Raw genomic sequence first — 25,083 nt, forward strand, 5'->3', positions numbered from 1 at the left:
TACATCCACGGCGCTTGCGTCGCGATCCACCACACCAAAGAGTAACGCCTTAACTCCGTCATGCCGGTTGAGCGCATCGTCATTGTGTTGGTCTGACGTTGCTGTATGGCAGCGGCACACGATCACCGTCCGCGAGGCCAAGCTCATGGATTTCCAGATCGAGTCGCCACGCCATAGTGCCTCGGACTTTTGGTGAAAGATTGGGAATGTTGTCTATGGCCGCATGCATGGCCGAGCGCATCTCGGAGATCGAGCAATCGGTACGACCGGCTCTCCGCTGTGCCATCGCCCATTGCTTCCAGTGATTATCGAACGCGCGGTGAGTCGACGCGTTAAGCAGCAGCGTCGGCGCGGCCGACCGGCTATAGCCCGGCGCTGTTCGGACGAAAGCAGTTGCATTGATGTGTGCTGATTGGCGCTGCGCGCCCGTAACTCCATACTGGCCGCGCACGTCCGACGCTGAGCCGTGCGCCTGGAAAGCTACGTCGACGGTGCCCGGCGCGCCTTGGTGTCCGATGAGCCCGGCCGCTGCCGCATCCGCCACGGCGCCTCGCACGCCGGGTAGCGTGCTTTGCGCGGGAGTGCCGAGACCTAATTCAGCCGAAATTTCTGCAAACACTTCCGGCCCAGCGATCCGGGCAGTGGACGACGGTTGCGTTGCCTGCGAGGCGGCCGTCTGTTCGGCATGTGTCGTGGGTTGGGTTGTTTGCGTGGCAGTCTGCCCCCGGTCTGCTGCTGCGTTAGAGCCAGCCTGCGCGACCTCTGCGGCCTTGACAGGCCCCTCATTCGTTGACGTCACAGGCCTTGTCGGCGCTTCGGTGATCATGCGACCGCCGGATAGGGGCTGGCCGATCACCGCGCCAGGAGCGGCACCAGTTCCGCGCAAAGCCGGAACGTCAGCCATTCCGAGCATCGCAGAAGCAGCAAGGTTGACGGCCTCACGTTTGGCTGACTTACCGACGTCGGCAGCCCACCTTTCGCCGGTGCTGGTTCCAGTTGGATGCTGGCGGGCGGCCGCCACGCCACCGGAGACCGCGATCGAGTTGGCACCGGCCAGCGCGGCTTCGCGCAGGCTGCCGGTCTCGGCATAGGCGACACCAGCATTCAACCCGACGTCGCCGCCGATGGCGGCGGTCTGCCGCAGAACCGGATTGGATATCGTCGAACTGGCGCCGCCGATCGATCCACCAGCGCCGCCCAGCACGAGTCCTTCGCCGGTCCTCTTGAGGATATCGACCACACCGCGTTGTTCAATTATCCCGCGCGCCAGCTCGCTGCTGCCGCCGCCGCCGCTTCCAGCCGCCATACTGCGCGCGACGGTCTGTGCGCGGCTGAGCTGTTGGGCACCGAGCCCCAGCGCGCGGCCGGTCGACAGTCCGACCCCGCCGCCCACCCCACTGACAAAGCCTTCTTTCGCACCCCGCTTGCCTTCCTGCCAGCCGACAGAAAGGGCTTGCTCGCGCGAATGTCCGGCCGCCAGCTCCCCTACTGCCGCCGAGCTGCCGCGCAAAGCAAAACCTCCTGCACCAACCACGGTGCCGGTTCCTACGCCAGTAGCGGCGACAGCGCCCGCACCGGTCAAGCCAAGTCCGCCAGCGCCGACGCCCGCGGCCACGACCGGCGCTGCCACGACGGCGCCGATGCTCAGCGAGACCGCGAATGAGAGGTCGCGTGTGACCTTCAGTCCGGTCACGATGTCGCCGGCGGCGCCCACAGCCCGATCGACACCTTTATCCAGCGTGACGCGCGCATGCTCGGCGCCCTCGACACCCTCCAGCAGTATGGCGGCGCGACTGGCCAGCGGCGCGCCTGCTTCGGATTGCTGGCGATATCTCGTCAGCGTCGAGTTCGACGTCGCAACCATCGGCTGGACACGGTCGTACAGTTCGACAGGCTCCTCGCCGCAGACGACGCTGACGGCAAAGCCGACGTAAGGTTGCTCCTCGTAGTTCAATTTCATGTGGTCGTTGAGCCGTCCGAACGTCGTCTCGTTGAGGCCGCGTGCTTGCTTCGCCGCGGTGTCCAGCGACTTCCCAGCGTTGGTGCGCAGCTGGGCGACTTCTTGACTCGTCAGCACGATCTGCTCGCTGCCCCGCATAAGGGCGAAGTATCCTGGTCGATCCGGCAGAGCAACGATGCCATCGATGCGGCGGAGCGAGTCCAACACCTGCGCCTTGGCATCAGAGAGGCCGGACGACGGCGCCAAGGCCTGCGTGATGACTTGGGTGCGCCGTTCCTCAGCTTGCTGCTGGCGCCCCTGTTCGAACTGCGGTGCCAGATTATCGAGTTCGGTCTGCAGCAGGCGTCGGTCGGAAGGACTGACATCGCTGCGTTGCAGCCAGGCGGCGATGCGGTCTAGCTCAGCCCGTGCCTCATTGGGGCTCCCGTACTGGATGCTGGTGCGCTCGCGCAGCATACGTGGCATTGCGTCCGACGACGCCTGTTCCCGAGCAGGGCCCTTGCTCGTTGCCTTGCCCTTTGGCGCGCTGCCTGCCTTGCGCATGCCGTCCTGGCGCTTCGTCAGCTCCGACTGCAACTCCTGCAGCCTCTCGGTATTCCGGTCCATCTCGGGCGAGGAGGTTGTCTGGCGCGATATCCACTCCTTGGTTTTGTCAATGTCTTCCACCAGCTGGCTGAAGCCGAGCTGGCCGGCGGGCAGATCGCGCGGCGGAGACCCGTCTCCAGCGGTGCTGACCGCCTCATTGAGAGCATTGCCAAACGCCGATTGTGCTGCAGTGGCAGCAGAAGACGGGTTTTTGGACGTCTGATTGACGGAGGCGTTCGTTGAGCTGGTTAGTTCCACTCCCAAATGCGTCTCCCTTCATGGTGTTGTCGTCGGTCGGTTGTCCTGTCGCGAGACGTGGCAAACAACCGGACAAATCGAACAGAGCTATTTGCAATGGTGCCCGCGCCGGCTTCATGCCGAAGCTTGGGCCTTATGGCGCGATGTTGTGCCGATCCAACGAAATGAATTCAGTAATGTAGATCACAGACGGTTGGCGAAGAACGTACCGACGCTCCCAATATCCAGTGCTCGAGCGGCTGGTGCCGTCCCCGAATGGTCGACGTCCGGTCAGACACCCTGCACCAGGATCAGCCGTGGACGGCGGCCAGCCGGCCTCTGGTCTGCAGCAATGGGGCACGACCGGTTCAGTGAACAGCGTGCCGAATTGGCACACTTGAAGAATGCGCGAGTCCCATTCAGCAACAACTCGAACCCATGAGGCTTGCTCTCGCTCTGCGGTTGCGATTGAATATCGTCAAGGTCACCGGATGCGCGTCATGACGCCAGATCAAAAAGCGGCCTACGAAGCGCTGACAGGGCTCGTGCACCGCACGGCAATGAAGATTGCAGAACTTCCCAAAGATCAACGCGGCGCCGCGTTGCAGCTTGCGTCCAACTCAATTGCAAGGGGCATCGCAAATCTAGGCATTGCGGAACCGAAGCTTGTCGAAGTTTGCGCTGACGGCATCGCGGCGGTTCTTCGTGAGATAGAAGCCTCGGGCAAGCCCTCCGGGGGGCACGCTTAAAGACGAAACGTCCCGGCTGCATTGCGGAGCGTTGATCATGGTCAATGCACTCGTTATTCGCCGCAACACACAACTGGCAAAACCCGAGAAGGCGCTTCGAGCGGCGCAGTATGTGCGCATGTCGACGGAGCTTCAACGCTACTCGACGCAGAACCAGGCTGCCGCGATCGCGGAATACGCGCAGCAGCGAAATCTCAAGATCGTGCGGACTTATGCAGATCTGGGACGCAGCGGAGTACGGATCAATCGACGGCCGGGTCTAACCGAACTCATCAAGGATGTACAATCGGGAAACGCGGACTTCGACCACGTTCTCGTCTACGACATCAGCCGATGGGGACGCTTCCAAGATGTCGACGAAAGTGCGCACTACGAGTTTATTTGCAAGCGCAACGGCGTAAAGGTCGCCTACTGCGCTGAGCAATTCGAAAATGACGGCAGTCTTCTTTCAAGCATAATAAAAAACATCAAGCGAGTGATGGCGGCCGAGTTCAGCAGGGAGCTCGGCGTTAAGGTTCATACTGGCCACTGCCGAATGGCCGGCCTCGGCTATCGTGTCGGGGGCCCGCTCACGTTTGGACTCAGCCGGGAGATGGTCGATGAGGAGCAACACTCGAAAGGCCGCTTGAGAAAGGGCGAGTACAAGGCATTGAAAACCGATCGTGTGCGGCTCCGGCTCGGGTCAGACGAGGAAATGGCGGTCGTCAGGTCGATATTCCGGCAGTTCGTCATTGAGAGAAAAACCGACGTTGAGATTGCACGGCAACTCAATCGAACGAACATTCCCAATCACCATGGGCGTCCTTGGTCCTATCTCATGGTCCACCACATCCTTAAGAACGAAAACTATATCGGCAACCTAGTCTACAACCGCACGTCCCGGCGCCTCGGACAGAAGCAAGTGAACAACCCTCACGATTTGTGGATTCGAACTTCTTCGGCAGTGGCTCCAGTTGTTGATGCCGACCTCTTTGAGCGCGCTCAAAACATCATGGCCGAGCGATACATCTCGATCCCGGACGACCAGATGTTGCGCAGACTCCGCCTTGCCCTTGCCCGCAACGGTAAGCTTAGCTCCAGCATTATCAAGAGCACGTCCGGGCTTCCCTCACCCGCATGCTACGTCAAGCGTTTTGGTTCGATCAGAAACGCCTACAAGCTCATCGGCTATGCAGGTTCGCGAGACTGCGGATGGTTTGACGCGCGCGAGCAATGGTGCAAGGTTTTGTCAAAGCTCGCTTCCGAGGTGGCCGAGGCGTTGCACACAGATCTCGGGCTTCGGTTGATGCTCACCGACGACGGTACAGCGCTGCGGAAGAATGGAAGAAGCAAGGTCGTCTCATTTCAGGTGGTCCGAAAACTAGCGAAGAGAACGCCAGGCCACGCTTCGCGGTGGAGAGCCCACCTGCGGAAGGAACGACCCGGACTCTGCGTCTACTTGCGGCTGAACGATCCCAACGATGCCATACAAGACTATGTGTTGTTGGCCTCAGCGGAGGCGGCCGCACCGTACCTTACGCTCTCAGATAATCTCCTAGCGCAGCACAACGCCGTGCGCGTCGACACTGTGGGCGAGCTAATCCGAGCCATCAAAGTGAGAATGACACATTCCAGCCAAACCGCGTCAGCCAAGCGCGGGCGACCGAACAAGCAAGGGAGACCGGGCCTGTCAAAATCCAAGAACGGCAGCGCGAGGCGCTGATGGAACGCAGATAGAGAGATCGTGCGCCGCCCGATGGCAGCTTCAGTCTCGCGATAGGGAGCATCCGTTGTCCGGGTCGAGCCGCGATGCAGTTTCTCGGGAATCGATCGGCCCGCCCGCTCGACGCGGTCCAGGAGCGACATGTCGGGTGCTGCGGCAAAAGTCGAGCCGGGCACGTAGTGATAACTCGCATCACTTGCCCAATACCCTCAACGTGTCGTTCGTCGGCAGGATTGGCGCCGACATATTGAGCCAGTTGCGCAATGTGGCGACATCGACGGGCTCAGCGCCATTCGGGCCAGATCGAGCTGTCGTCCGTACACGCGGCAATGAAGGCGCCGAGAGGGTTGGAATGGGAGCCTTCCGCTTCAGCCTAGGAAGGTAAACCACAGATGACGAGATCGACGAAGTCGTTGCACGTCTGTCCATGTTCGCGGCGGTCTGATTGCTTCCGTAATATGGACCCGCTGTCCGCTAACTCGCGCTGCCGATACCTCGGCAGCTCGAGACCGCGATCCATCCCGTCCGGCACACCAACGCAACTGTTGCCACGACGAAAGTCATTGGTTTTCCGGGTAGCATGCGCTCGACTACATTGAGGACGTTGAAGCCGGCCGCACGGACCAACTCGACGACCTCGGCCTGGGGCCGGATGCGATAGACTTCGGTCGGAAATGTCTGCTGGAAGCGGGGATCTTCGGCGGGTCGGAAGCCGAGGACGAAACGACCGGCGGGCCGCAGGACGCGGCACGTCTCGCGCAAATGATCGAGCGGCGCGGTCCAGAGACGTAGATCGTATGGACGGCATAAGCTTCGTTGAAGCTCGCGTCGGCGAACGGCAGCTTGTCACTCGATTGGAAGTGGAACTCGAGGCGGCCTTCAGCCACCAAGGCGCGGTGACGGCGGATTGCATGGCGGTGCGTCAGCCACGAGAAGTCGATCCCCGCGAGAACGCCCCCTCGGGCGACACACGCCGCCGCTGTTTTGGAGATCGGCTGCGGTCACGGCGACACGCTGGTGAAGGGCAGTCCCAGACGGCCGCCCGGCTTCAGCACGCGCGCGACCTCGCGCAGCGAGGTCTGGCACGGTCGCAGTCTCGGAGACTTGTCGGTATCCCGCTGATGGTTTCAAAGAACGACCGACGTTCTCCTGGTTGATCAACACCGTGCGCTCTCAATTCAATGCCGGCCCAAGGTCCTCGCTGCTCCGGTACCACCGGGCAGCGACTCGGCTAAATGGCCAAGTCGCGTCCCCAGAGCCGCGACGCCTCGAACATCGCCATCGCCGGAGCCGTAGGCGGCAAAGCCTCGGGAACGATCAGTTTGATCTCCTTGGCGAGTTCGACGCCTTCAATACGAAGCGCGACAAGCTGCGCAGTTGCGACTTCGTCGGCAACAGAGGCTTCCATGACGATCGACGAACCGTAGCCGGCGCGGACCGCCCGCTTGACAGCCTCGGTATTGCCGAAACCGTCGACGATCGCGAGAGATTTCGCCAGCGGTCCGAGTTGCCGGCGCAGAAGATAACCAGTGCCGGTACCGGATTCACCGCCGAGAAGTGGCTCGCCTTGCAGCGCAGTCACAGACACGGACCCAAGTCGGGCCCAGCGGTGACCGGGTCCGACAATGACAACGAGCGGCTCCCGCCTCCAGGTGCGCGTGGTGAAGCCCGGCCTTCCATCCCACCATTCCATGGCGGCTAGGTCAGCCTCGCCTCGTTCGAGCCGGGCGACGACATCCGAGTTCGAGCCAATCCATTGTTCGACCGGAATGCGAGCACTTTGCCGAAAGGCTGCGATGTGAGGCTGCAGCAAATAGGTGCCGACGTTGCTAGATGCGGCCACGCGTAGTGCGGGAAGATGAATCAGGCTGCGCACTCGTCCGGCCGTCTCTACCAGCGAGCGCGCTAGCGGAAGGAAACGCGCGCCTTGATCCGTCGGCAAGGCGCCGCCACGCCGGCGTACCACCAGAGGTGCAGCCAGAACCTCCTCCAGCTGGCGGATGTGCTCCACGATGGTGGAAGGCGCCAGATCAAGTTGGCGCGCGGCCGCCCGAACGCCCCGCGTTGCGATCACGGTCACGAACGAACGGGCATGGGTCAGATTCAGCATTTCATTTGGTCAATGCAGGAATACTTGTTTGGCGCGTGGGTCTGTTGACGGCCCCGGCAGGCACCTTGCCGGCCAGGGCCTCGGTGATGCTGGTAGCCGCGGACAACTCGATCTCGCGCCGCACCGACATCACCGCCGATCCGATATGGGGCGTCAACACGGTTCGAGCACCGGGCCTGGTCAATCTTGCGTCGATTGCTCCGGGCCGGCCCGGCCGCGCCCAGTCCTCGCATTCGAAAACATCGGCGGCATATCCGCCGAGATGGCCGCTATCGAGCGCGTCGGCCACGGCGGCTTCATCGACCAGAGAGCCCCGCGCGGGGTTGACGAGCAGCGCGCCGTGGCGCATCCGGCCGATCGCTTCTGCGTCGATCAAGCCGGTCGTGGCTTCGGTCAGCGGCAGGCCCAGCACGACGATGTCGGCCAGCTTCAGCACGTTCTCGAACGAAGCCGCCTCGATACCGGGAGCTTCGAACGGATTTGCATCGAACGCGACGATGCGGCAGCCGAACCCGGAGAGCAGGCGCGCGATGGCGCGACCGACCAGGCCGAAGCCGACGATCCCTACCGTCGAATTGCGGATACCGGTTCCGTAAAGCTGAGGTCGCCAGCCCGCAAAGCCCGATGCCCGAATGCCGGCATCGCCGGCAGGAACGTGCCGCCCGAGCGCAATCATCAACCCGATTGCCAGCTCGGCCGTCGGCTCGGTGAGCAGGTCCGGCACGATCGTCACCTGGATGCCGCGCTCGCTTGCGGCCTCGACATCGATGTTGTCGTAGCCCTTCAGGGCGGCGCCGATCACTTTCAGGTTTGGGCATTGATCGAGAAAGTCGCGATCGACGCAATCGGTCATGAACGCCATGAGCCCGGCCGCTTCGCGGCAGCGCTCGATTACCTGATCGTGGCTCCATGGCTCTGACTGCTCGTTTGCGACGACACGCGCGACGCCCTCGAAGGCGGCGCGCGTCTGCGGGAAAACCCGATTGGTCAGGACGACGAGAGGCAATTCTGTCATCGCGGCACGGTCACTTGAGCGATTTTCGCAAGTAAGCGCCGACGCTATCGACGATCACGACGCAGGCGAGGATCGAAAGCAAGATGGCCGAAACCTGATCATAGTTCAGCAGCCGAAGCGCCGAGATCAATTCAAAACCGATACCGCCCGCGCCGACGATGCCGAGCACGGCGGACGCCCGGAAATGATATTCCCAGCGATAGATCGTGACGTCGGTAAGCTGCGGCAGCACCTGCGGCAGAACCGCATGCTGGATGACCTGCATCGGGGTGGCGCCGGCCGCACGCGCCGCTTCCAGCGGCTTTGGATCGACGTGCTCGATCGCCTCCGCGTAAAATTTTCCGACCATGCCGACCGAATGCAGCGCCAGTGCAAGCACGCCGGGCAGTGCGCCGAAGCCCACCGCGGCGACAAAGAGAACGCCAAGGATGATCTCCGGCACCGAGCGCAGAAAGGCGAGCAGTGTCCGTACCGCCAGATAAACGGCCGGATGCGGGCTGGTGTTGGGAGCAGCCAACAGCGCGAGCGGAAGGGAGAACACCACGGCGAGCGCGGTCCCCGCGATCGACATCGCGAGCGTATCCAGCAGCGGGCGCAGCCAGGACTGCCACCGGCTGAAATCGGGCGGCACCATTTCGGAGGCCAGCGTGGCGATCGCAGGCCCGCTCTCTAGAAAGCGCTGCGCATCGAAGAAGCCGGTGGCCGCCAGCGCCACGACGCAGGCGGCAACGATCAGGCCGACGAGGCCGGTCCCGCGCAGGGCGGCCCGGCGCTGATCGGCGAGAATGGTGTCAAATGGGGGTGAAGCGGATCTCATTTTCAGAGCTTGGCGACGTCGAGCTGGAGCACATTGGCCATGTCGCGCAGCACGTCGTAGTCCTTATCCGTTGCCGCCGCGATGGCTTCGACGCGGAAAAGCTTGAGGATGACCGGATCCTTCAGGTCCAGAAATGCCCGTTTGATAGCGTCCTTGAGCTCGGGTTTCAAAAAGCCTTGCACCGTCATTGGATAATTCGGAATCGGTTCGGACAATGCGAGCTGCCTGAGTTTGGCCGGATCGATCTTCCTGGTTTCGACGAGGACCCGATAGATGGATTCGGACAACGCCCCCGCGGGCACCTGCCCGGCAGCGACGGCACGCGCCACCGCATCGTGCTGACCGAGATGGACGACCTTGTAATCGGAATCGCCGATCAGCCCCTGTTTGGCGAGAAGGGCGCGGGGTGCCAGATGGCTCGACGTCGAAGCCCGATCGCCGAAGGCGAACGGCTTGCCCTTGATATCTGGCAATTCCTTTACCGGACCATCGGCGTTGGCGATCAGGATCGACTGGTAGTTGGGCTTGCCCTTCTCGACGCCGACACCGAACGGTTCGATCTCCGGCGCTTTCGACTTGGCGAGCACGTAGGAGAACGGGCCGAAATAGCCGACCTCGATGCGTCCGAACCGCATCGCCTCGATCATCGACGAATAGTCCGTGGTGACAATGATCTCGACGGGCTTTTTGAGCACCTCCTCGAGGTATTTCTTGAGCGGCTGGGCGTTCTGAATGATCGTCGACGCGTTCTCGTCCGGAAGCAGCGCGATCCGCAGCTTGTCGGGGTTGGTCTTGTCGGCGGCAAATGCGGGGCCGGCGAACGCGCAGAAGCCGGTCGCGGCCGATGCGGCGAGGAAATTGCGGCGGTTGATCATCTCATTTCTCCGTTCTTATTGGGTCAGGCTGCGGCGGCGAGGCCCTCGCGTTCCGTCGCATAGATGCGATCGAGCGTGGCGGGTCCAAGTTGATCCGGCGGGCCTTCGAAAACGATGCGTCCCTGAGCGAGGCCAATGACGTGATCGGCGAACCGGCACGCCAGATCGACCTGATGCAGGCTGACGACGGCGGTGATGCCGTCCTCGCGGCAGATCCGGTGAAGATCCTCCAGCACCCGGACCGAGGTGGCGGGATCGAGGCTCGCCACCGGTTCATCGGCGAGCACGATCTCGGGCTTCTGCGCCATGGCGCGCGCGATACCGACGCGTTGCTGTTGCCCCCCGGAAAGCTGGTCGGCGCGGTGCAGGGCCCTGTCGGCAAGACCGACCCGGTCGAGCGCCTCCAGCGCCAGCAGACGATCGGCGCGCGGCAGCGGAAAAATCGAGCGCAAGACACTGTGTGCCGCGAGCCGTCCCGTCAAAACGTTTTCGAGCGCCGACAGCCGCCCGATCAGATGATGCTGCTGGAACACCATGCCGGTCCGTCGCCGGTGCGCCCGCAACTGGGCCCGGCTGGCGAAGATCGATCCTCGACCCTCGACGCAAACTTCCCCCGAAGTCGGCCGCACGAGCCCGTTGAGGCTGCGCAGCAACGTCGATTTTCCCGCACCCGAAGTGCCAAGCAGGACCGTGAACTTCCCTCGCTCGAACACCGCGCTGGTCGGCCGCAGCGCCACGACGCCGTTCCGGTATGTAACTGCAACGTTCTGGAGTGTTAACATGTAGCATCTCGCAGCGGTGTTCGCTGTTGCCGAACAAACTCGGTCCTTGTTCGGTTCGACTATCAAGCGTCCATGACGTGGGGATGACTAATCGGCCCAGGGCAATCCGGCGTGCGGGCGGAACTGGTAAACAAGTTCAACTCAGAATCGAATTCCGCGAGGAGTGCTGTTTCGATTCCGGCCGGGGACAGATCGCCACGCCGCAAGCACCAGAGTTCCAGCAGCTGGTTTGCATCAAATCCGACCGGACTCGAACCGCGGACGCGGCGGGTATTGAAAGGGTGCGCCTCGTTTGACATCGCTTCTCCGTCGCCTGGAGCGTTCGGTGGGCTTGGTCGAGGAAGCTATCGCGCGAATGCCAACGGCCCCTGAGGTCGCATCGATTGACGGCGTTCCCCTCCTAAAAAGGGGAGACGTCTAGAAAGCGATTCTCGAAGGTCCAAGCTACGGCCCGGCTTTCTTGGGCACCTGCGAACCTGCTCCCGTTATAACCGCGACACCAGCCTTCGCTCGCTCCCCGTTCAATTATTATGGCGCTGCGCGCATCCAGACCGGATGTTGCGTCTTGGCAGGGATGACAGCAGCCGCCGGCTGCTACGTTCGCGGGTCTGGACACGACTTCAGCTCCGCCATGGCAGCTGAACGAGGTAGCGACACGATACATACAGTAGCAACTAATCTTGGATGTGCAGACAACGACTTAGGCGCGCTCAGGCGCCCGTGCTTTTATCTTGCCTTCCTAATCGGGCGGACAAAGTCAACTCCCTCCTGCAGATTTTCTCGACTCCTCGCAGAACAAGCATCGCTGCTTCCCTCCATCTACACGCACAAGTCTCGCCACAGCCGCGCTTGCGACGGGCATTCACCAGGCGGGGTCCATGCGTTCCTTCGCGTTCAGCACCAGGGCCGTCGCATGCTCTTCATCAGGTTGGTAAACAGGGCTGTCCAAGCACTTTAGCGCTCTCATCCCCGAGGGGCGGCAGCAGGCAAGAGATAGCGGACATTCCCCGTTTCGCGGCCCCGCCAGGGGACGCTCACCGCGCGCGCGGATCTCTAATTCCCTTCCCTCCTCAGCATGCTGGGGAGTCGCCCCAGCGGCCTTCCGATGCTCGTCTTTCCAGTCGTTACTGCGCCGGCTTCAGGCGCAGCCGTTGCGTGACCTTGGCACCAAATCCGACGTGGAAGTCGGTCTCGCTCACCCACATCCGGTGGAGAATGCTCGCGAGCTTTCGCGCTACTGCCGTAATCGCACACAGCATGCTCGACCGCTTGGCAATCCGCAGACCCCACGCCCGCAACGCCGACCATTTCCTGACCCGCAGCAGCAGACTCGCAGCTGCCTCACAGAGCGCCTCCCGCACGGAGATATCGCCCTGTTTACTGATATGACCCTCAAAATCGATCGATGTACCGGACTGGTGGCGCCGCGGCGTCAGGCCAAAATGGGCGCCCACCGTACGCGAGCGGGTAAAACGATGAGGGTCATCGACGCCAACCTTGAATGACAACGCCACCACCGGACCGACGCCCGGAACCGTCATCAGACGCCGGCAAACAGGATCATGCTGGACCACCTGCAGCAGCACGCGATGCAGCCGATCATAACCTTCGAGGATGGCGCGGCGCACGTCGAGCATGACCTGGATGGACATCACAAAAATCGGATCGCTGTGCTCGATCAGCTCGCGGATGCGGTCCTCAAAGGACCCTCGGGCGACGGCCCCGACGAGCAAACCATAGGCCCGCAAAGCGCCCCGAACATGGTTCTCGAGGTCAACCAGCTTGCGCTTCAACAGCTTCCGGTTGGTCAACAATGTGCGCATTCTCTGCATGTCGATATTCTTGACATGCACGGCGCGGTACCAGCCCAACCGCATCATCTGCGCGATGCCGCGAGCATCGTTTCGGTCGGTCTTATTGCGCATCGTCGATAGCGAAACGCGCATGTGGCGTGCCTCCACGACAACGATCGGCACCCCAGTGGGCTGCAACTCACGGTACAGCCAGATGCCCAGCGATGACGCCTCGACCCCTACTCTATCGAGGCGATCCGCGTAGCCCTCAACAGCGGAGCGGATCGCCGCTGGCTCCGTGCTGACCTTGACTTCGCGGACCGTGAGACCTTCGCCATCGACGATGCAAACGCTGGTTTCTTCAAGGCCGACGTCCAATCCAACGTACAGTTTCATCGGAGCTCTCCCTTTTGGCAACGACCTTCCAAGTCGTTGCACCAGGCTCCGGATTCGGCCACCACCTTCCTATCCCCGTGCACCGGTATCTCGAAGCCCGATTTGAAGAGCCCTCCTCGCCTGCTCAGTCGCTGGTTCCGAGAGCCCACCTTCCAAGCCAGCAGACTCTCGGTACTCGCGGCGATTTGCGACAAAATGCAACACGGGTCACTTTGGTGGATCATCCAATAGCGCCTGCCCGAACACATCGGCTGGTGGCCGATTCATTGCGAAGAGCCGCCGCGACTTTGGCAGCTGACTTGCGAGCCCCCCCACTGTTTGCGAGCGCTTGCGATAGCGATCGTTACCCGGAGGGCCGAGACACCCGTAGGGTGGCTCGGTGAGGAGCGAAGCGACGAGTAGAGCGCGGGCCGAAGGCATCGCCCATCAGCACGTCAATATCGCGCTCCTCCGCGAACTCTTGCCGCGTGAGCGAGGGTCCTTCAGCAGCAAACCGAAAGTCTTAGCGTCATCGTGTTGCAGCGTGACGAATGCAAACCGGATGTTGGTCACGGTGCGCCCACCCGCCCAACAACCGGGCAGCCTCCCGCAAAGCAAGTGCCCGGCTGCCGTCGACTGCGGCATGTTCACCCGGCTCGTTGTTAAGCAATGGTGTGACCGCCGCGCGTCGAGAAAATCGGCAGTCCACAGGCCGCCGATCGGACTCAAAGTGTGACGACTTAACCCGGGCCCGCCCCCCCAGTATCGGCCCGAACACCTCCCAGCGTTTGCCGTTGAACTTCGTCATTTGAAGCTGCTTGCGGACGCGGTAGCCGGTTGGCGACGTGTTGATGGCCATCCCGTGTAGCGTGTTGTCGTCCGGGACATCCTCGAGCGAGGTCGCCTGTTTCATGACATTCTCGCGCGTTAGGCCCTCACCGCATCGCTCGATGCACGTGGACCAGAAGCTGCGCGACTTTCTCCGCTTCTCGAGTACAGAGTTTATGCAACAGTTTGCGAAGAGCCCCCCTCGTCATCGATCACGAAGCCTATTGATCCGGATTCCAGGTCCATATCGGCCGGGCGACGCCCAGAATGTCGCATCTCTGTACCGGCCCGAAATACCTGGAATCGAACGAATGAGGATGCGGCTGCAGCAGGAAGAACTCGCCATCGACCAACCGGATGCAGCCATCCCACGACGGCAGGGGCCGCCCTTCCCGATCCTTGTCCAGTACTTCGGCGACGACCCTGCCGTTCACGGCGAGAGTGCCTGCACTCTCCCTGGAGCGGCAGACTTCATCGCCCCCGGCGGCCATGACCTGTTTCACCAGCGGCACTTTAGCCGGCAGGATCCCACGCGCCGCCATCAAGGCTTCAAGCACCGGCGGCGGTCTGATGACCGCGACCTCTCCCCGGCCTGGCAGGCGGTTCTCAAGGTAATAGAAGCCGAGCGGCGCACTGCCTGAGGCATTGTAGATGACGAGTGGTGCATGAACACCGAGGCCGACGAGCATCGCAACATTGGCCGCCGAAATCGCCGCCAGCGCGGCGATGCGTAAACGCAGACGCCGATCAATTGGCATCGGATGTCGACCTCCGCAGGCTGGCCTTCGAATAATCGACGAGGTCTTCGATGTGATAGCGGACATAGCGTCCGTGTTTGCGGTAGACCGGGCCCCTGCCCTGCACCCGCATTTTCTCCAGGGTATTCTTGGTGAGCCGCAGCCAGGCTGCGGCCTCCACGGTATTCAGGAACGGTGGGTCCTGATCTTTCCTTGCGTCATCTGCCATATCCGACGTTCCCGTCTGGCGCCTCGCCAAGGTGCGGGTGCGACAGCAAGCGTCGTCCGATTGCCGTGTCGGCGGCAGTGGCGAAGAGAGGGAAAAGTGAAATCGCCACCCGGACCGGCCGGAGCAGTCAGGCGATCAAAAGACGCGAACGCCTAGAGCAGCAAATCCCGGTAGCCGCCCTTCATCAACTCGGTGCCCTTGGCGACCAGCCGCCGCGTGCGGTCCTTGAGGAACAGGCTCGGTCCCTGCCATTCCTCGGCTACGCGTTTCTCGCCATAGATGGTGATTGCGATCTGCCGATAGGTCTTGCCGGCCAGACTTTCATCGAGCGCAATCAACGCATGATGCAGCCGCTCGTCGATCCCAAATGTCGATCGACTGCCGGGATTCGGCGCCTGTTCGGCAAAGCGATGGAGGCGCTTCAGCAATTCGGTTTGAGCATTCAAGTCGGCGAAGCCACCGATTTCGAACACCGGCGCAAACGGCAACGACAACGCGGCCAGGCCGGAAATTTCGACAGGCACATGGCTTCCCGGGCCCTTCATCAGAACCAGCGGGACGCTATCGACGCCGATGGCAGCGACCCGATCGACCCTGAAATCCGACAGCGCAAGCAACTCGCTGCCTTTAGGATCTTTGGCGGGTTCGGCAGGAAGCTCCGCGCGAAGCCGGACAGTCCGCTGCAACGCATCGAGGTGCCAGAACGCAGGCCCCCGGCGAGCCGAAACCGAGGGATCCCCAAACGCATACAACCCCCACCGTTCGGCGCGGGGATAGCGCCGCCGTAACCGCAACAGCCGGGTGCCGTCCGTCAAGGTGACATGCGCCAGACGCCTCGGAACGGAGGCTTGCCAGTCAGCACGGTAATCCGGATTTCGCCGCAGAAATTCCCAGGCCCAGTCGCTGGGATCGAACGCTGCGGGGCCATCATGGCTGGCGGTGGCACTTGATGTAGCGGCTGTGGCGTATTTCACGAGAAATGCCCCAACGAATCTCCGACGAGTCGCTATCGTAAGGGCAAAAAATGGCGTGCTGCGCCATTTTTGTTTCTATCCAGCCTAATTTCTGATCTCCGCGAAGCCGCGATCATCCTCGCAACGTGCCTCCCCAGCGTCCGGATCGGACCACAAGCAGTGACGCGGCTACTGGCCAGACGACAGTCACACGAACAGCGACCTAACGCAGTATCGATCGGCGGTCCGGATCAGACCGATGACCTGATCGTGCTTGGCAAAAGTGCCGCCGCAAAGCCCGCGCCCACATCGTCGATGCGTGATGAGACGGTGCGACGTTGAGGCCAGCAAATCGCAGAGCCGTTTACCTTCTTCAAAACCGCCAGTATCGAATCTGCAATTGTCGTGTATTCTTCAATCATGCATGTCGGCACTCGACTTGCATTGAACCAAATTGGGGCTACGGAGGGCAACATGGCCAAGAAAGCGAAGAAGGCAAAGAAGGTACCGGCGAAGAAGGCTGCAAAGAAGAAGACTGCAAAGAAGAAGTAGGTCCTTCTCGACACACGATCTCTTCTGAGACACATCAAGGCGCGCACAGTCCTGTCGCCAGGAAACCAATTGCGCGGCTTGATGTGGTTCGAGAAAGCCTCACAATCGCGAAGCCGGATCTCCAGGCGCCTATGCGCTGAACGGTCCGGCTTTTTTCTTTGATCGAGCCATATGTGGGCCTAAAACAGCCACACCAACGGGCTGTAGACCGATGAGGAATTTGGATTCCGGTCGCTACCCGGCCAGCATTGTTGGCAACAGCTGGGCCAACAGGATAGCCGTTGAAGCGAGCGCCGAGAGGCTCACAATCAGCTGGCTCAGGCAGTTGCGTTTGATCACCGCCTGTGGATCGGTGAAAAAGCAGAATGGGCTTCTCATTGGCCCCTCCTTATGGTTCAGCCGACAAATCTCCCAATATCTGTAGAACGAGTCGCGCAGCGCTGATCGGCGCAAATTTGACTGGCTGCGATTGACTCCTTCGCGACTCAGGGACTCGCGTATTCCGCTTCGAACCCGGATTGCAGCCGAATCGGCGAGCACGTCGATCGCGCAAACAATGGTTTGATAAACCGGCCGCCTGCCCCGATTTTACAAGGGCCGTTTCATTCGGCCCAAACCCGCAACCGAATGCCCGTCTAAGTAACACCGGCCTTTTGCGGCCCCCCCTCCGCCGACAGACGACTTCGCACGAAACTCTCTCGCCATCACCGAGGCATGACTTCGGCGGCCGGTCATTGCGGCAGCTTCAGCGCGCGGCGCTGCAGGCTGATCGCTGAGCGCGAAAAGCCCCGCCCGGCGAACCGGACGGGGTTTCCCGAAAGAGCGCGTCAGTCGTTGCTCTTGCGTGCCCGCGACCAAATCACCGTGAAGCCGTCTCCTTCTTCGTCGTTGAACATGTTCGCGTAGATCGGCGCATTGAACGAAGGGTCGTCGAGCTTGAGCGAGAGGTAGTCGCGGCCTTCCTCGGAGCGCCTGGACCAGCCGGCCCCGATTTCCGCCCGACCCACATAGATGCGGTGGCTGGGAGCGTTCTCCGAAGAACGGTTGTCTTCGGCGACGATGCGAACGCCCTTCGCCTTCAGGCTGAGGGTGGCAATTTCACCCTGGAAATCGTTGCCGACCTTCCTGAATGAACCGATGGTAGCCATGTCACTTCTCCTGTTGTGGTTCGAGCCCGCGACCACCGCGGCCTCGATGGCGATCTACAGGCCGAAGACGATCGACGACGCACCCGCCAGCGGGCCGGAGCACAGCGAAGGACACCGGGGCTGCGACTTTCTTGTCTCGCGAGGAATGGGCTTCAGCCCAGGGGAAGAAAGTCGCAGCGACGGTGTTGCGGCACAGGCGATCGAGGCGCAGCCGGTCTTCGGCCAGATCGAGCCATCAGAGAGGTCCGGTGCGTCCGCGCGCTGAACCATAACCTGACGGACAAGACGTGGCATTGGCGTCGTTGCAGACAAGAAGGTTGGCAGGGTCCGCAGCGGAAGCAACGATGTGCGGCATCAGCGGCATCGTCGCCGAAATAGAACCGGCCGGTCCAACCAGAGGGCTACCGGCTCTGGCGCGGGTCGGCTTGGAGACAGGTGCGGGTTCGGCGAGTAATTCGGGGAAACCCGAAACTCATCTTGCGCAAGCTCGACGAGCCTCCGTTCAATGCGCCGATGCGTGCGCGCCTTCTCGGCGACGAAGGCGCGGATGGATTATCCCTTCTGCGTGGATGCCGTGAGCGATGCGGAGCGAGATAAGGGCCAGTCCAGGGGCGATGGTGAAGGCCCCGTTTGCATGAATAACGGCCGCGCCTTTCGTCACCATCACGGCGCAAGTTACTGTAGAACTTTACCGCATCGCGATATGCCCTACCGCAGCCAATCGAGGATTGCTCGAGCAGAAACGCAAAGCTCAGTTGCGGGTCGCACGTCAACGAGTAGAGCGGCGCTCACGCGCCGCCAAACTCCCAGACGGGTATGCCAAGCTTTCTCGCCTTGTCGCGCAAATTATGCTGGATGCCGTTGCCCGGGAAGACCATCACGCCGATCGGCAACTCATCAAGGATGGCGTCATTGCGCTTGAACGGGGCTGCCTTGCCGTGCCTGGTCCAGTCCGGCTTGAATGCGATCTGCGGGACCTTGCGGTGGGCAGCCCATTTAGCGGCGATCAGCTCGGCGCCCTTCGGCGAGCCGCCGAGCAGCAGTACCATATCCGAATGCCTGGCGTGAACCTTGTCGAGACGGTCCCAGATCAGGGACACGTCGTTGAAGTCCAATCCGCCCGTCAGGGCGATTTTGGGGCCTGGCGGCATCATCGTCTCGGTTTCGCTGCGACGCCTGGCGGCGAGAAAATCGCGGCTGTCGATGACGGCGGATGTCAGCGTGCGATGGTTGACCAGTGACCCGGAACGCGGACGCCAGGGAGAACCGGTGTGCATCTCGAAGTGCTCGGTGGCCAGGTCGCGGAACAGCTCCATGGTATTTCGGCGTTCGATCAGGGTGATGCCTTCGGCCGTGAGACGCTCCAGTTCGACCGATCGCACCTCCGAGCCGTTCTGCTCGCGCTGGCTCTTCTGCTGCGACTGTTCGTTGCCATCGAGCTCCCGCTCAATGCGGCCTGTCGCGCGGTGGAACAGGTTGACGGTCGACCAGAGCAGATCCTCCAGGTCGGGCTCGAGCCTTGTGTCTCTCAGCGTTGCAACGAAGGCGTCGAAGATATCGGCGACGGCAGCGGTGATGGCCTTGCCTTCGGGTAGCGGCCTCGGGTCGGGCTCATCCTGGAAAGGACGGTGGCCATAGAGCTGAAGCTCGTTGAGGACATGGTCGGTCGGGGATGATTCATGCGGTCGTTCGAAATGGGTATCGTCGTCGTCGGTCGTCATGGAGAGGTCCTTTCGCCGGATCGGCCGCGCCCATCGCGTCCTTCGTGGCGATCACCTGACGGCGGGCGGACCGGACCAGAACCCGGCGCGTCTCGTCCGCTGAAGTCCCAAAAGGGCGTGCCGGAAGCGCAGGGCCGGAGCGGAGCGGAGGATGGCGCAGGTTGCGGCTATTTTGCTTCGCGATGCAAAGGCCCGCAGGGCCGGCGGAAAATAGCCGTGACCGCAGCCGTTGCCGGGCCGGACCGCCTGCCGTCCGATCGCCCTCCAGAAGGCCATGGGCGCAGCTCTATCCGGCCAAAGCTGAGCGCCCAAGGCTGACCGCACCGGGACAGACGATGGCGATACCGGGTTCAAGCCGGCTGCCCTATCCCGCGATAGTGGTCTCAAGAAAGGAAGCGTGCAACGTCATGCGGCGGGAGCTGTGCACATACCGCTGCCCGAAGTTCCTCAAGGCCCAACGCGCGCAAGTCTTCATTGAAGTCGCCGAGCCTGGGCGACAAGACACAGGCCTCGATGCCGGCTTCGTCGGCGCGCGACGTCAAGGCCGCCGCCGCGCCCATGCCGGCCGCATCCGCATCGCAGGCGATGTAGAGCCGTCGCAGCGTCGGCGGGAACTGCAGCGCGGCGAGGTGGCTGGCGGAGAGTGCCACCGCCATCGGCATGGTCGGCAGCACGCAACGAAGCGAGAGCACGGTCTCCAGGCCCTCGCCCGCAACGAGCACGTCATTCGCCACGCCAAGGCGGACGGCATTGCCAAGCAGATCACCCATTGCCCGTCGCGGCGTATCGATCGGCGCCTTGCCGAGCAGGTTCGGACCAAAGCCCTCGGGATCGAGCCAGGTGCGATGCACCCCGGTGATCACGCCATCGACATCAGTGACGCAGGCGATCATCGCCGGCCAAATTTCCGGAGGACATACGTCGTCAGGCCCGTAATAGTAGCAACGCGGCTGATGACGCAGACTGTCGCCATGATGCACATCCGCAATTCCACGGCGCTGCAGATAGTGCTCCGTGAGAGTTCCCTCGATCGGTCGCGATATCGCAAAGAGGCGCCGTGCCGCTGCGCGTGACCCACGCCGCACCGCCGGACGAACGGGTTTTGGGTCAGGCTCAGCGGCGGTGCGAGGCAGATTCAGAAACCGCCTCGCTTCGTCGGCAACATCGCGGAAATCGCGCAGCGCAAGGCGCTCGCGGATGATATCCAGCAAGTCACCGTGTTCGCCGGTCGCAGCATCCGTCCACTTGCCCGCCGGTCCCTTCGGCGACTCGTAGAGCCGTACGAACAAGGAGCGACCCGGGGTATTCTGGACGTCGCCGACCGTCCAGTAGCGCCCCTCGCGCTTGCCGTTGGAAAGATACTGACGACACACCGCCTCGGCCTCGCGCGCGAGACGGCGTGCCAGTTCGGAAGCGTCGCGCGACATCACACGGCCTCCCGTTCGACAATGCGCTCCACCGGATACCGTTCGAGCACCCTGGCAAGGACGCCAACGCCGCCGGCATCGGTCGGCACGAACATGCGCAGTTTCCAGGAGATGATCTCCGCGAACAGTCCATAGGCCCGCAAGCGCTCCCGCATACCGTCAGAGAAGCCAGACAGCTCGATACGGTGTGCCCCCATGACGCGGACCCGCCGGAGTTTCAGTCCTTCGGCAAGATCGAGAACCGTGCGACCTTCGAGCAGCGCGGCAAAGGCGTCCCCGGGCGTCAAGGTCGGTTGTTCCCCCGGAAGCGCGCCGGCGACCCAGGCCGATGAAACCTTCCTCCCGATGATGCGCTCACCGGCATCGGTCTGAAGACGGTAGACACGCGTCGACTCGTTCGGCAGCCGCTTCCAGATCGGAAGAAGGAGTCCGGCAACGACGTGGATCGTGCTTTCTGTAAATTCCGGCACTTCGGCAAGCTCAGCCTGCCAGGCTGCACCGAACCTATCGCGATCGGTCTCCAGCCAATGGCTTTCCAACATGGCATTCAACGAAACATGATGGCTTTCCATCGGCCGCAGCAAACGCACGCGTTGCTCGACCTCGCCGTCATCCAGCATCAGGCTCGGCGCCGGCACCTGCACGGCGGCACGGCCGGAGCGTTCGTTGACCAGCAGGACGGCGCGGCGGTCCAGGAGACGATCAAGGGCGTCGTCCAAGGTCAGGGGCCGGTTGCGCTCGCGCTGGGCAATCGTAACCAGCCGGGTCTCCGCGCCGCTGGCAGGATGGCGATAGATCGCACAGCGGTCCGTGACGACGAAGCTTTCCGCCCGGAGCGTTTCCAAACCGATGTCATAGACGCCTGAGGCGATGGCGCCTTCGACCCGCGCGGTCAGCAACTGCTCGAATGCCGTGAACAGGACGTTCTGCAGGCGGATCGTCAGTGCCAGCAGGCGGTTGAGGAAGGTGGTGATCGGCGGCAGATCATCCTTGATACCGTTCGCGTCGACCAGCTTCAGCCCGGTGGCATCCTCGAAGGCCTCGAGGGAGCAGCCGTCGACCTTGCCGCGGACCAGAAGCATGTAGAGCTGACGAAGCGCATCGCGGGCGTAACTGCTCTCGAGATTGTCTTCGGGCCGAAACAGCCCCTGCCCGCCGGTCTGGCGCTGACCGCGGGTGATGGCGCCGAGCGTATCGAGCCGGCGCGCGATGGTGGAGAGAAAGCGCTTTTCGGCTTTCACGTTGGTTGCAATGGGACGAAACAGCGGCGGCTGAGCCTGGTTGGTTCTGTTGGTGCGGCCGAGCCCCTGGATCGCGGCATCGGCCTTCCAGCCGGGTTCAAGCAGATAGTGCACGCGCAGACGCCGGTTCCGGGCTGACAGCTCGGCATGGTAGCTGCGTCCCGTACCACCGGCGTCCGAGAACACCAGAATGCGCTTGACGTCATCCATGAACGCTGCGGTTTCAACAAGGTTGGCCGAGCCGGCCCGGTTCTCGACCATGAGACGGTCACCCTTGCGAATAATCCGTCGCGAGCGTCCGGTGACTTCAGCGACGATTTCGGTTCCGAAACGCTGAACGATCTGGTCGAGCGCGCCGGGCACCGGCGGAAGCGAAGCCAATTTCTCGATCAGGCGGTCGCGTCGCGCGACGGCATCGCTGCTCTCGACCGGTTGGCCGTCGCGACAGACCGGGCGGGAGAGAAGATTGCCTTCGGAATCGGTGAAGGGCTCGTAGAGCTGAACCGGAAAGGAATGCGCGAGATAGTCGAGCACGTATTCCCGGGGGGTGATGTCGACCTGGACGTCGCCCCACTCCTCGGTGGGTATCTCCGCAAGCCGGCGCTCCATCAGCGCTTCGCCGGTCGAGACGATCTGGATGACGGCGGCATGACCCTGCGCGAGATCCCGTTCGATCGAGCCGATCAGCGAAGGCGTCTTCATCGAGGTGAGCAGATGCCCGAAAAAGCGCTGCTTGGCGGACTCGAACGCCGAGCGGGCCGCGGACTTCGCCTGCGCGTTCAGCGTGCCGGTCTCGCCAGTGATGTTGGCCGCGCGCATCGCGGCGTCGAGATTGTTGTGAATGATCCTGAATGCGCCGGCATAGGCGTCGTAAATCCGGATCTGCTCGGGCGTGAGCTCGTGCTCGACCAACTGGTACTCGACGCCATCGTAGGAAAGCGAGCGCGCCGCATACAGCCCGAGCGCCTTGAGGTCGCGCGCCAGGACTTCCATCGCCGCGACGCCGCCCTGCTCGATCGCCTCGACGAACTCGGCGCGCGTCGAAAACGGAAAGTCTTCGCTTCCCCACAGACCGAGCCGCTGGGCATAGGCGAGGTTGTGAACGGTGGTTGCCCCGGTGGCGGACACGTAGACCACCCGTGCATTGGGTAGCGCGTGCTGGAGCCGCAACCCTGCGCGTCCCTGCTGCGAGGCGGCCTTGTCGCCGCGCTCGCCCTTTCCGCCTGCGGCATTCTGCATCACGTGGCTCTCGTCGAAAACCACCACCCCATCGAAGCCGGAACCCAGCCACTCGACGATCTGCCGGACGCGCGAAAGCTTCTCCCCCCGCTCATCGGTCCGCAGCGTCGCGTAGGTCGTAAACAGGATGCCTTCCGACAGCGGGATTGGCGTACCCTGACGGAAGCGCGACAACGGCGTCACCAGAAGCCGCTCCATGCCAAGCGCGGACCAGTCCCGCTGTGCATCCTCGATCAGCTTGTCGCTCCTGGAAATCCAGACCGCGCGCCGGCGCCCCTTGAGCCAGTTATCGAGCAGAATGCCGGCGGCCTGACGGCCCTTGCCGGCGCCGGTGCCGTCACCCAAAAACCAGCCCCGACGAAAGCGAACGGCGTTTGAATCGTCGTCACGTGCTGCGGCCACGGCGTCAAAAGTTGCATCGACTGTCCAGTGACCGGCGAGGAAGGCCGAGTGCGCCTCACCGGCGTAAATGACACTTTCAAGCTGGGCGCCCGACAACAGGCCGTTTGCAACAACGTTCGCCGGAAGATGCGGCCGATATGCCGGCTTGGGTGGTGCGACCGAGGCCATTGCGGCGGACTGGACGAGTTTGGTGGGATGGGGCTGCGATCCGGAAATCCGGATCGATTGCAGGACATACTCTTCGTAAAGCGCATCCGTGAGCCGGGTGTCCTCCGGCGGCGCCCAGTCCACCGTCTCGTAGGCAAGCTCCAGAGATTCAGAACCAGCGACCGTTTGGGCAGGAAGGCCGCCTTTGGAGGAACCGCCGAGTGGCCGTGGACGCGATCGGGATGGGCCGACAGAGGCCGCAACAGGTTCGGCGAGAGGAAGCCGCGGCGGGACATCATCGAGGACCCATGCCAGCAGCGCGGCAACGTCCGGCGCCGTACCGCGAGATGGAAGAAACACCGTCCTGTCTTCGGCGGGTTGCTTGTCGATGACGGTGAGCCGCGTATCGGTCGTCGTGCCATGCCTGGCGAAACCCGCCCCGGCGATAGCCGCCGAGAAGACGATGCGGCCACGCTCCTGCAAGCGGCTGAAGGCAGCTGTCCAGGCGGAGTTGTCGGGTGTTACGTTGGCGCCGGTGATCGCCACCAGACGGCCGCCATCACGAAGCCGGGCCAGGGCCGACGCAATATGGCGAAGCGCTGCGTCAGCCATGCGCCGATCGACGTTTGCCAGCGCCGAAAACGGCGGGTTGGTCAGAACGACGCTCGGTGCGACACCTCTATCCAGGAAGTCGTCGATCTGCGCCGCGTCAAAGCGCGTGACGGCAAGGCGTGGAAACAGAATATCCAGCAGCCCGGCCCGGCCTTCGGCGAGCTCGTTCAAAACCAGCGAGCCGCCGGATAGCTCGGCCAGTATGGCCAGCAGCCCGGTGCCGGCACAGGGCTCCAGCACGACGTCAGTATGGGTGACACCCGCGGCCCTGCAAGCGACGAAGCCAAGCGGTATCGGTGTCGAGAACTGCTGAAGCTCGACGCTTTCTTCCGAGCGACGCGTGTGGGTGGGAAGAAGACTGGCGACCTTGGCCAACATCCGCAGCAAGGAAGCCGGCGACTGCGCGCTCGCAAGCATCGAATGGCCATGCTTGCGCAGGAACAGAACCGTCGCGGCCTCACAGGCCTCATAGGCAGCTTTCCAATGCCAGGCCCCGGCAGCATCCGAGGCGCCGACGGCCCGTTCCATGGCGGAGCGCAGGATTCCCGCGGCATCTATTCGCCGTCCACGTTCGAGATCGGACAGAAGAAGCTGCGCGGCACGGGCGATAGTGGACGCCGCCGCGGCGGTGGCGGAGCATGGGAGGTTCAACATGGGGGTAATGCCTCTGAAGAGAGCGGGATCGATTGAGCCGACCGGCGCTCTCTCGACCCGGACGGCTCAAACCGTTCCGGCCGCCCCCTCACTCTCATCAACCGCTGGGCTCACAGGCGATGCGCGGCCGAGGTGACCGCAAAAACCGAAGCCCGGCGCGATGCCGGGCTTTTGCAGATGGCGTGAAAACATG

General features: G+C 62.6%; 19 protein-coding genes and 1 pseudogene. 3 read left to right on the forward strand and 17 right to left on the reverse strand.

Going from position 1 to position 25,083, the window contains the following annotated elements:
• Positions 1 to 79: 79 nt before the first annotated feature.
• Positions 80 to 2,803 carry a hypothetical protein gene (locus QUH67_RS22970; protein WP_300941484.1) on the reverse strand — a complete coding sequence of 908 codons (2,724 nt, stop codon included), beginning with the start codon at positions 2,801 to 2,803 and terminating at the stop codon, positions 80 to 82.
• Between the two features lie 479 nt (positions 2,804 to 3,282).
• Between QUH67_RS22970 and QUH67_RS22975 the strand changes: the two genes are divergently transcribed.
• Complete coding sequence (locus tag QUH67_RS22975) at positions 3,283 to 3,531, forward strand: hypothetical protein (RefSeq protein ID WP_300941485.1); 249 nt, start codon at positions 3,283 to 3,285, stop codon at positions 3,529 to 3,531.
• A 37-nt stretch (positions 3,532 to 3,568) separates the two neighbouring features.
• A complete protein-coding gene (locus QUH67_RS22980) occupies positions 3,569 to 5,233 on the forward strand; it encodes a recombinase family protein (protein WP_300941486.1) in 1,665 nt (554 codons plus the stop codon).
• Between the two features lie 1,231 nt (positions 5,234 to 6,464).
• On the opposite strand, the gene QUH67_RS22985 is transcribed toward QUH67_RS22980, so the two are convergent.
• The 13 genes and pseudogenes from QUH67_RS22985 to QUH67_RS23045 form a co-directional block, all read right to left on the reverse strand.
• A complete protein-coding gene (locus tag QUH67_RS22985) occupies positions 6,465 to 7,343 on the reverse strand; it encodes a LysR family transcriptional regulator (RefSeq protein ID WP_300941488.1) in 879 nt (292 codons plus the stop codon).
• Position 7,344: 1 nt separating this feature from the next.
• Positions 7,345 to 8,358: an NAD(P)-dependent oxidoreductase gene (locus QUH67_RS22990; RefSeq protein WP_300941490.1), complete on the reverse strand. Its 1,014-nt coding sequence runs from the start codon at positions 8,356 to 8,358 to the stop codon at positions 7,345 to 7,347.
• A gap of 10 nt (positions 8,359 to 8,368) precedes the next feature.
• Positions 8,369 to 9,175 carry a phosphonate ABC transporter, permease protein PhnE gene (gene phnE / locus QUH67_RS22995; RefSeq protein WP_300941491.1) on the reverse strand — a complete coding sequence of 269 codons (807 nt, stop codon included), beginning with the start codon at positions 9,173 to 9,175 and terminating at the stop codon, positions 8,369 to 8,371.
• Positions 9,176 to 9,177: 2 nt separating this feature from the next.
• Positions 9,178 to 10,050 carry a phosphate/phosphite/phosphonate ABC transporter substrate-binding protein gene (phnD, locus tag QUH67_RS23000; protein WP_300941493.1) on the reverse strand — a complete coding sequence of 291 codons (873 nt, stop codon included), beginning with the start codon at positions 10,048 to 10,050 and terminating at the stop codon, positions 9,178 to 9,180.
• A gap of 23 nt (positions 10,051 to 10,073) precedes the next feature.
• Positions 10,074 to 10,832 (reverse strand): phosphonate ABC transporter ATP-binding protein, encoded by a 759-nt coding sequence (gene phnC / locus QUH67_RS23005; RefSeq protein ID WP_300941495.1) that lies wholly within the window; start codon positions 10,830 to 10,832, stop codon positions 10,074 to 10,076.
• 1,124 nt (positions 10,833 to 11,956) lie between these two features.
• Positions 11,957 to 13,021, reverse strand: a complete 1,065-nt coding sequence (locus QUH67_RS23010) for an IS110 family RNA-guided transposase (protein ID WP_300948139.1) — start codon at positions 13,019 to 13,021, stop codon at positions 11,957 to 11,959.
• A 739-nt stretch (positions 13,022 to 13,760) separates the two neighbouring features.
• Positions 13,761 to 13,974: pseudogene (locus QUH67_RS23015) on the reverse strand (ABC transporter substrate-binding protein); the annotation flags it as partial.
• A gap of 75 nt (positions 13,975 to 14,049) precedes the next feature.
• A complete protein-coding gene (locus QUH67_RS23020; RefSeq protein WP_300941497.1) occupies positions 14,050 to 14,586 on the reverse strand; it encodes a S26 family signal peptidase in 537 nt (178 codons plus the stop codon).
• A complete protein-coding gene (locus QUH67_RS23025) occupies positions 14,576 to 14,794 on the reverse strand; it encodes a helix-turn-helix domain-containing protein (protein WP_300941498.1) in 219 nt (72 codons plus the stop codon). The genes QUH67_RS23020 and QUH67_RS23025 overlap by 11 nt, the downstream gene beginning before the upstream one ends.
• A gap of 152 nt (positions 14,795 to 14,946) precedes the next feature.
• The gene (locus QUH67_RS23030) at positions 14,947 to 15,768 is read right to left on the reverse strand and encodes a DUF2285 domain-containing protein (RefSeq protein ID WP_300941500.1); all 822 of its coding nucleotides are present in this window, start codon (positions 15,766 to 15,768) and stop codon (positions 14,947 to 14,949) included.
• 230 nt (positions 15,769 to 15,998) lie between these two features.
• On the reverse strand, positions 15,999 to 16,313 hold the full coding sequence (locus tag QUH67_RS23035) for a hypothetical protein (protein ID WP_300941501.1): 315 nt from the start codon (positions 16,311 to 16,313) through the stop codon (positions 15,999 to 16,001).
• A 220-nt stretch (positions 16,314 to 16,533) separates the two neighbouring features.
• Complete coding sequence (locus QUH67_RS23040) at positions 16,534 to 16,677, reverse strand: hypothetical protein (protein WP_300941503.1); 144 nt, start codon at positions 16,675 to 16,677, stop codon at positions 16,534 to 16,536.
• Positions 16,678 to 17,126: 449 nt separating this feature from the next.
• Positions 17,127 to 17,447, reverse strand: coding sequence for a DUF736 domain-containing protein (locus QUH67_RS23045; RefSeq protein ID WP_300941504.1), 321 nt, complete (start codon positions 17,445 to 17,447; stop codon positions 17,127 to 17,129).
• Here QUH67_RS23045 and QUH67_RS23050 point away from each other — a divergent pair.
• Positions 17,446 to 17,712 (forward strand): hypothetical protein, encoded by a 267-nt coding sequence (locus QUH67_RS23050; RefSeq protein ID WP_300941506.1) that lies wholly within the window; start codon positions 17,446 to 17,448, stop codon positions 17,710 to 17,712. The two genes, QUH67_RS23045 and QUH67_RS23050, sit on opposite strands and share 2 nt — an antisense overlap.
• Positions 17,713 to 18,235: 523 nt before the next feature.
• Here QUH67_RS23050 and QUH67_RS23055 read toward each other — a convergent pair.
• From QUH67_RS23055 to QUH67_RS23065, 3 genes are all read right to left on the reverse strand, one after another.
• Positions 18,236 to 19,168, reverse strand: coding sequence for a DUF2493 domain-containing protein (locus QUH67_RS23055; RefSeq protein WP_300941507.1), 933 nt, complete (start codon positions 19,166 to 19,168; stop codon positions 18,236 to 18,238).
• Between the two features lie 383 nt (positions 19,169 to 19,551).
• Positions 19,552 to 20,595, reverse strand: coding sequence for a DUF7146 domain-containing protein (locus QUH67_RS23060; RefSeq protein ID WP_300941509.1), 1,044 nt, complete (start codon positions 20,593 to 20,595; stop codon positions 19,552 to 19,554).
• Positions 20,595 to 24,890, reverse strand: coding sequence for a strawberry notch-like NTP hydrolase domain-containing protein (locus tag QUH67_RS23065; protein WP_300941511.1), 4,296 nt, complete (start codon positions 24,888 to 24,890; stop codon positions 20,595 to 20,597). The genes QUH67_RS23060 and QUH67_RS23065 overlap by 1 nt, the downstream gene beginning before the upstream one ends.
• Positions 24,891 to 25,083: the final 193 nt, after the last annotated feature.

Source organism: Bradyrhizobium roseum, from assembly GCF_030413175.1.
GTDB classification, from domain to species: domain Bacteria; phylum Pseudomonadota; class Alphaproteobacteria; order Rhizobiales; family Xanthobacteraceae; genus Bradyrhizobium; species Bradyrhizobium roseum.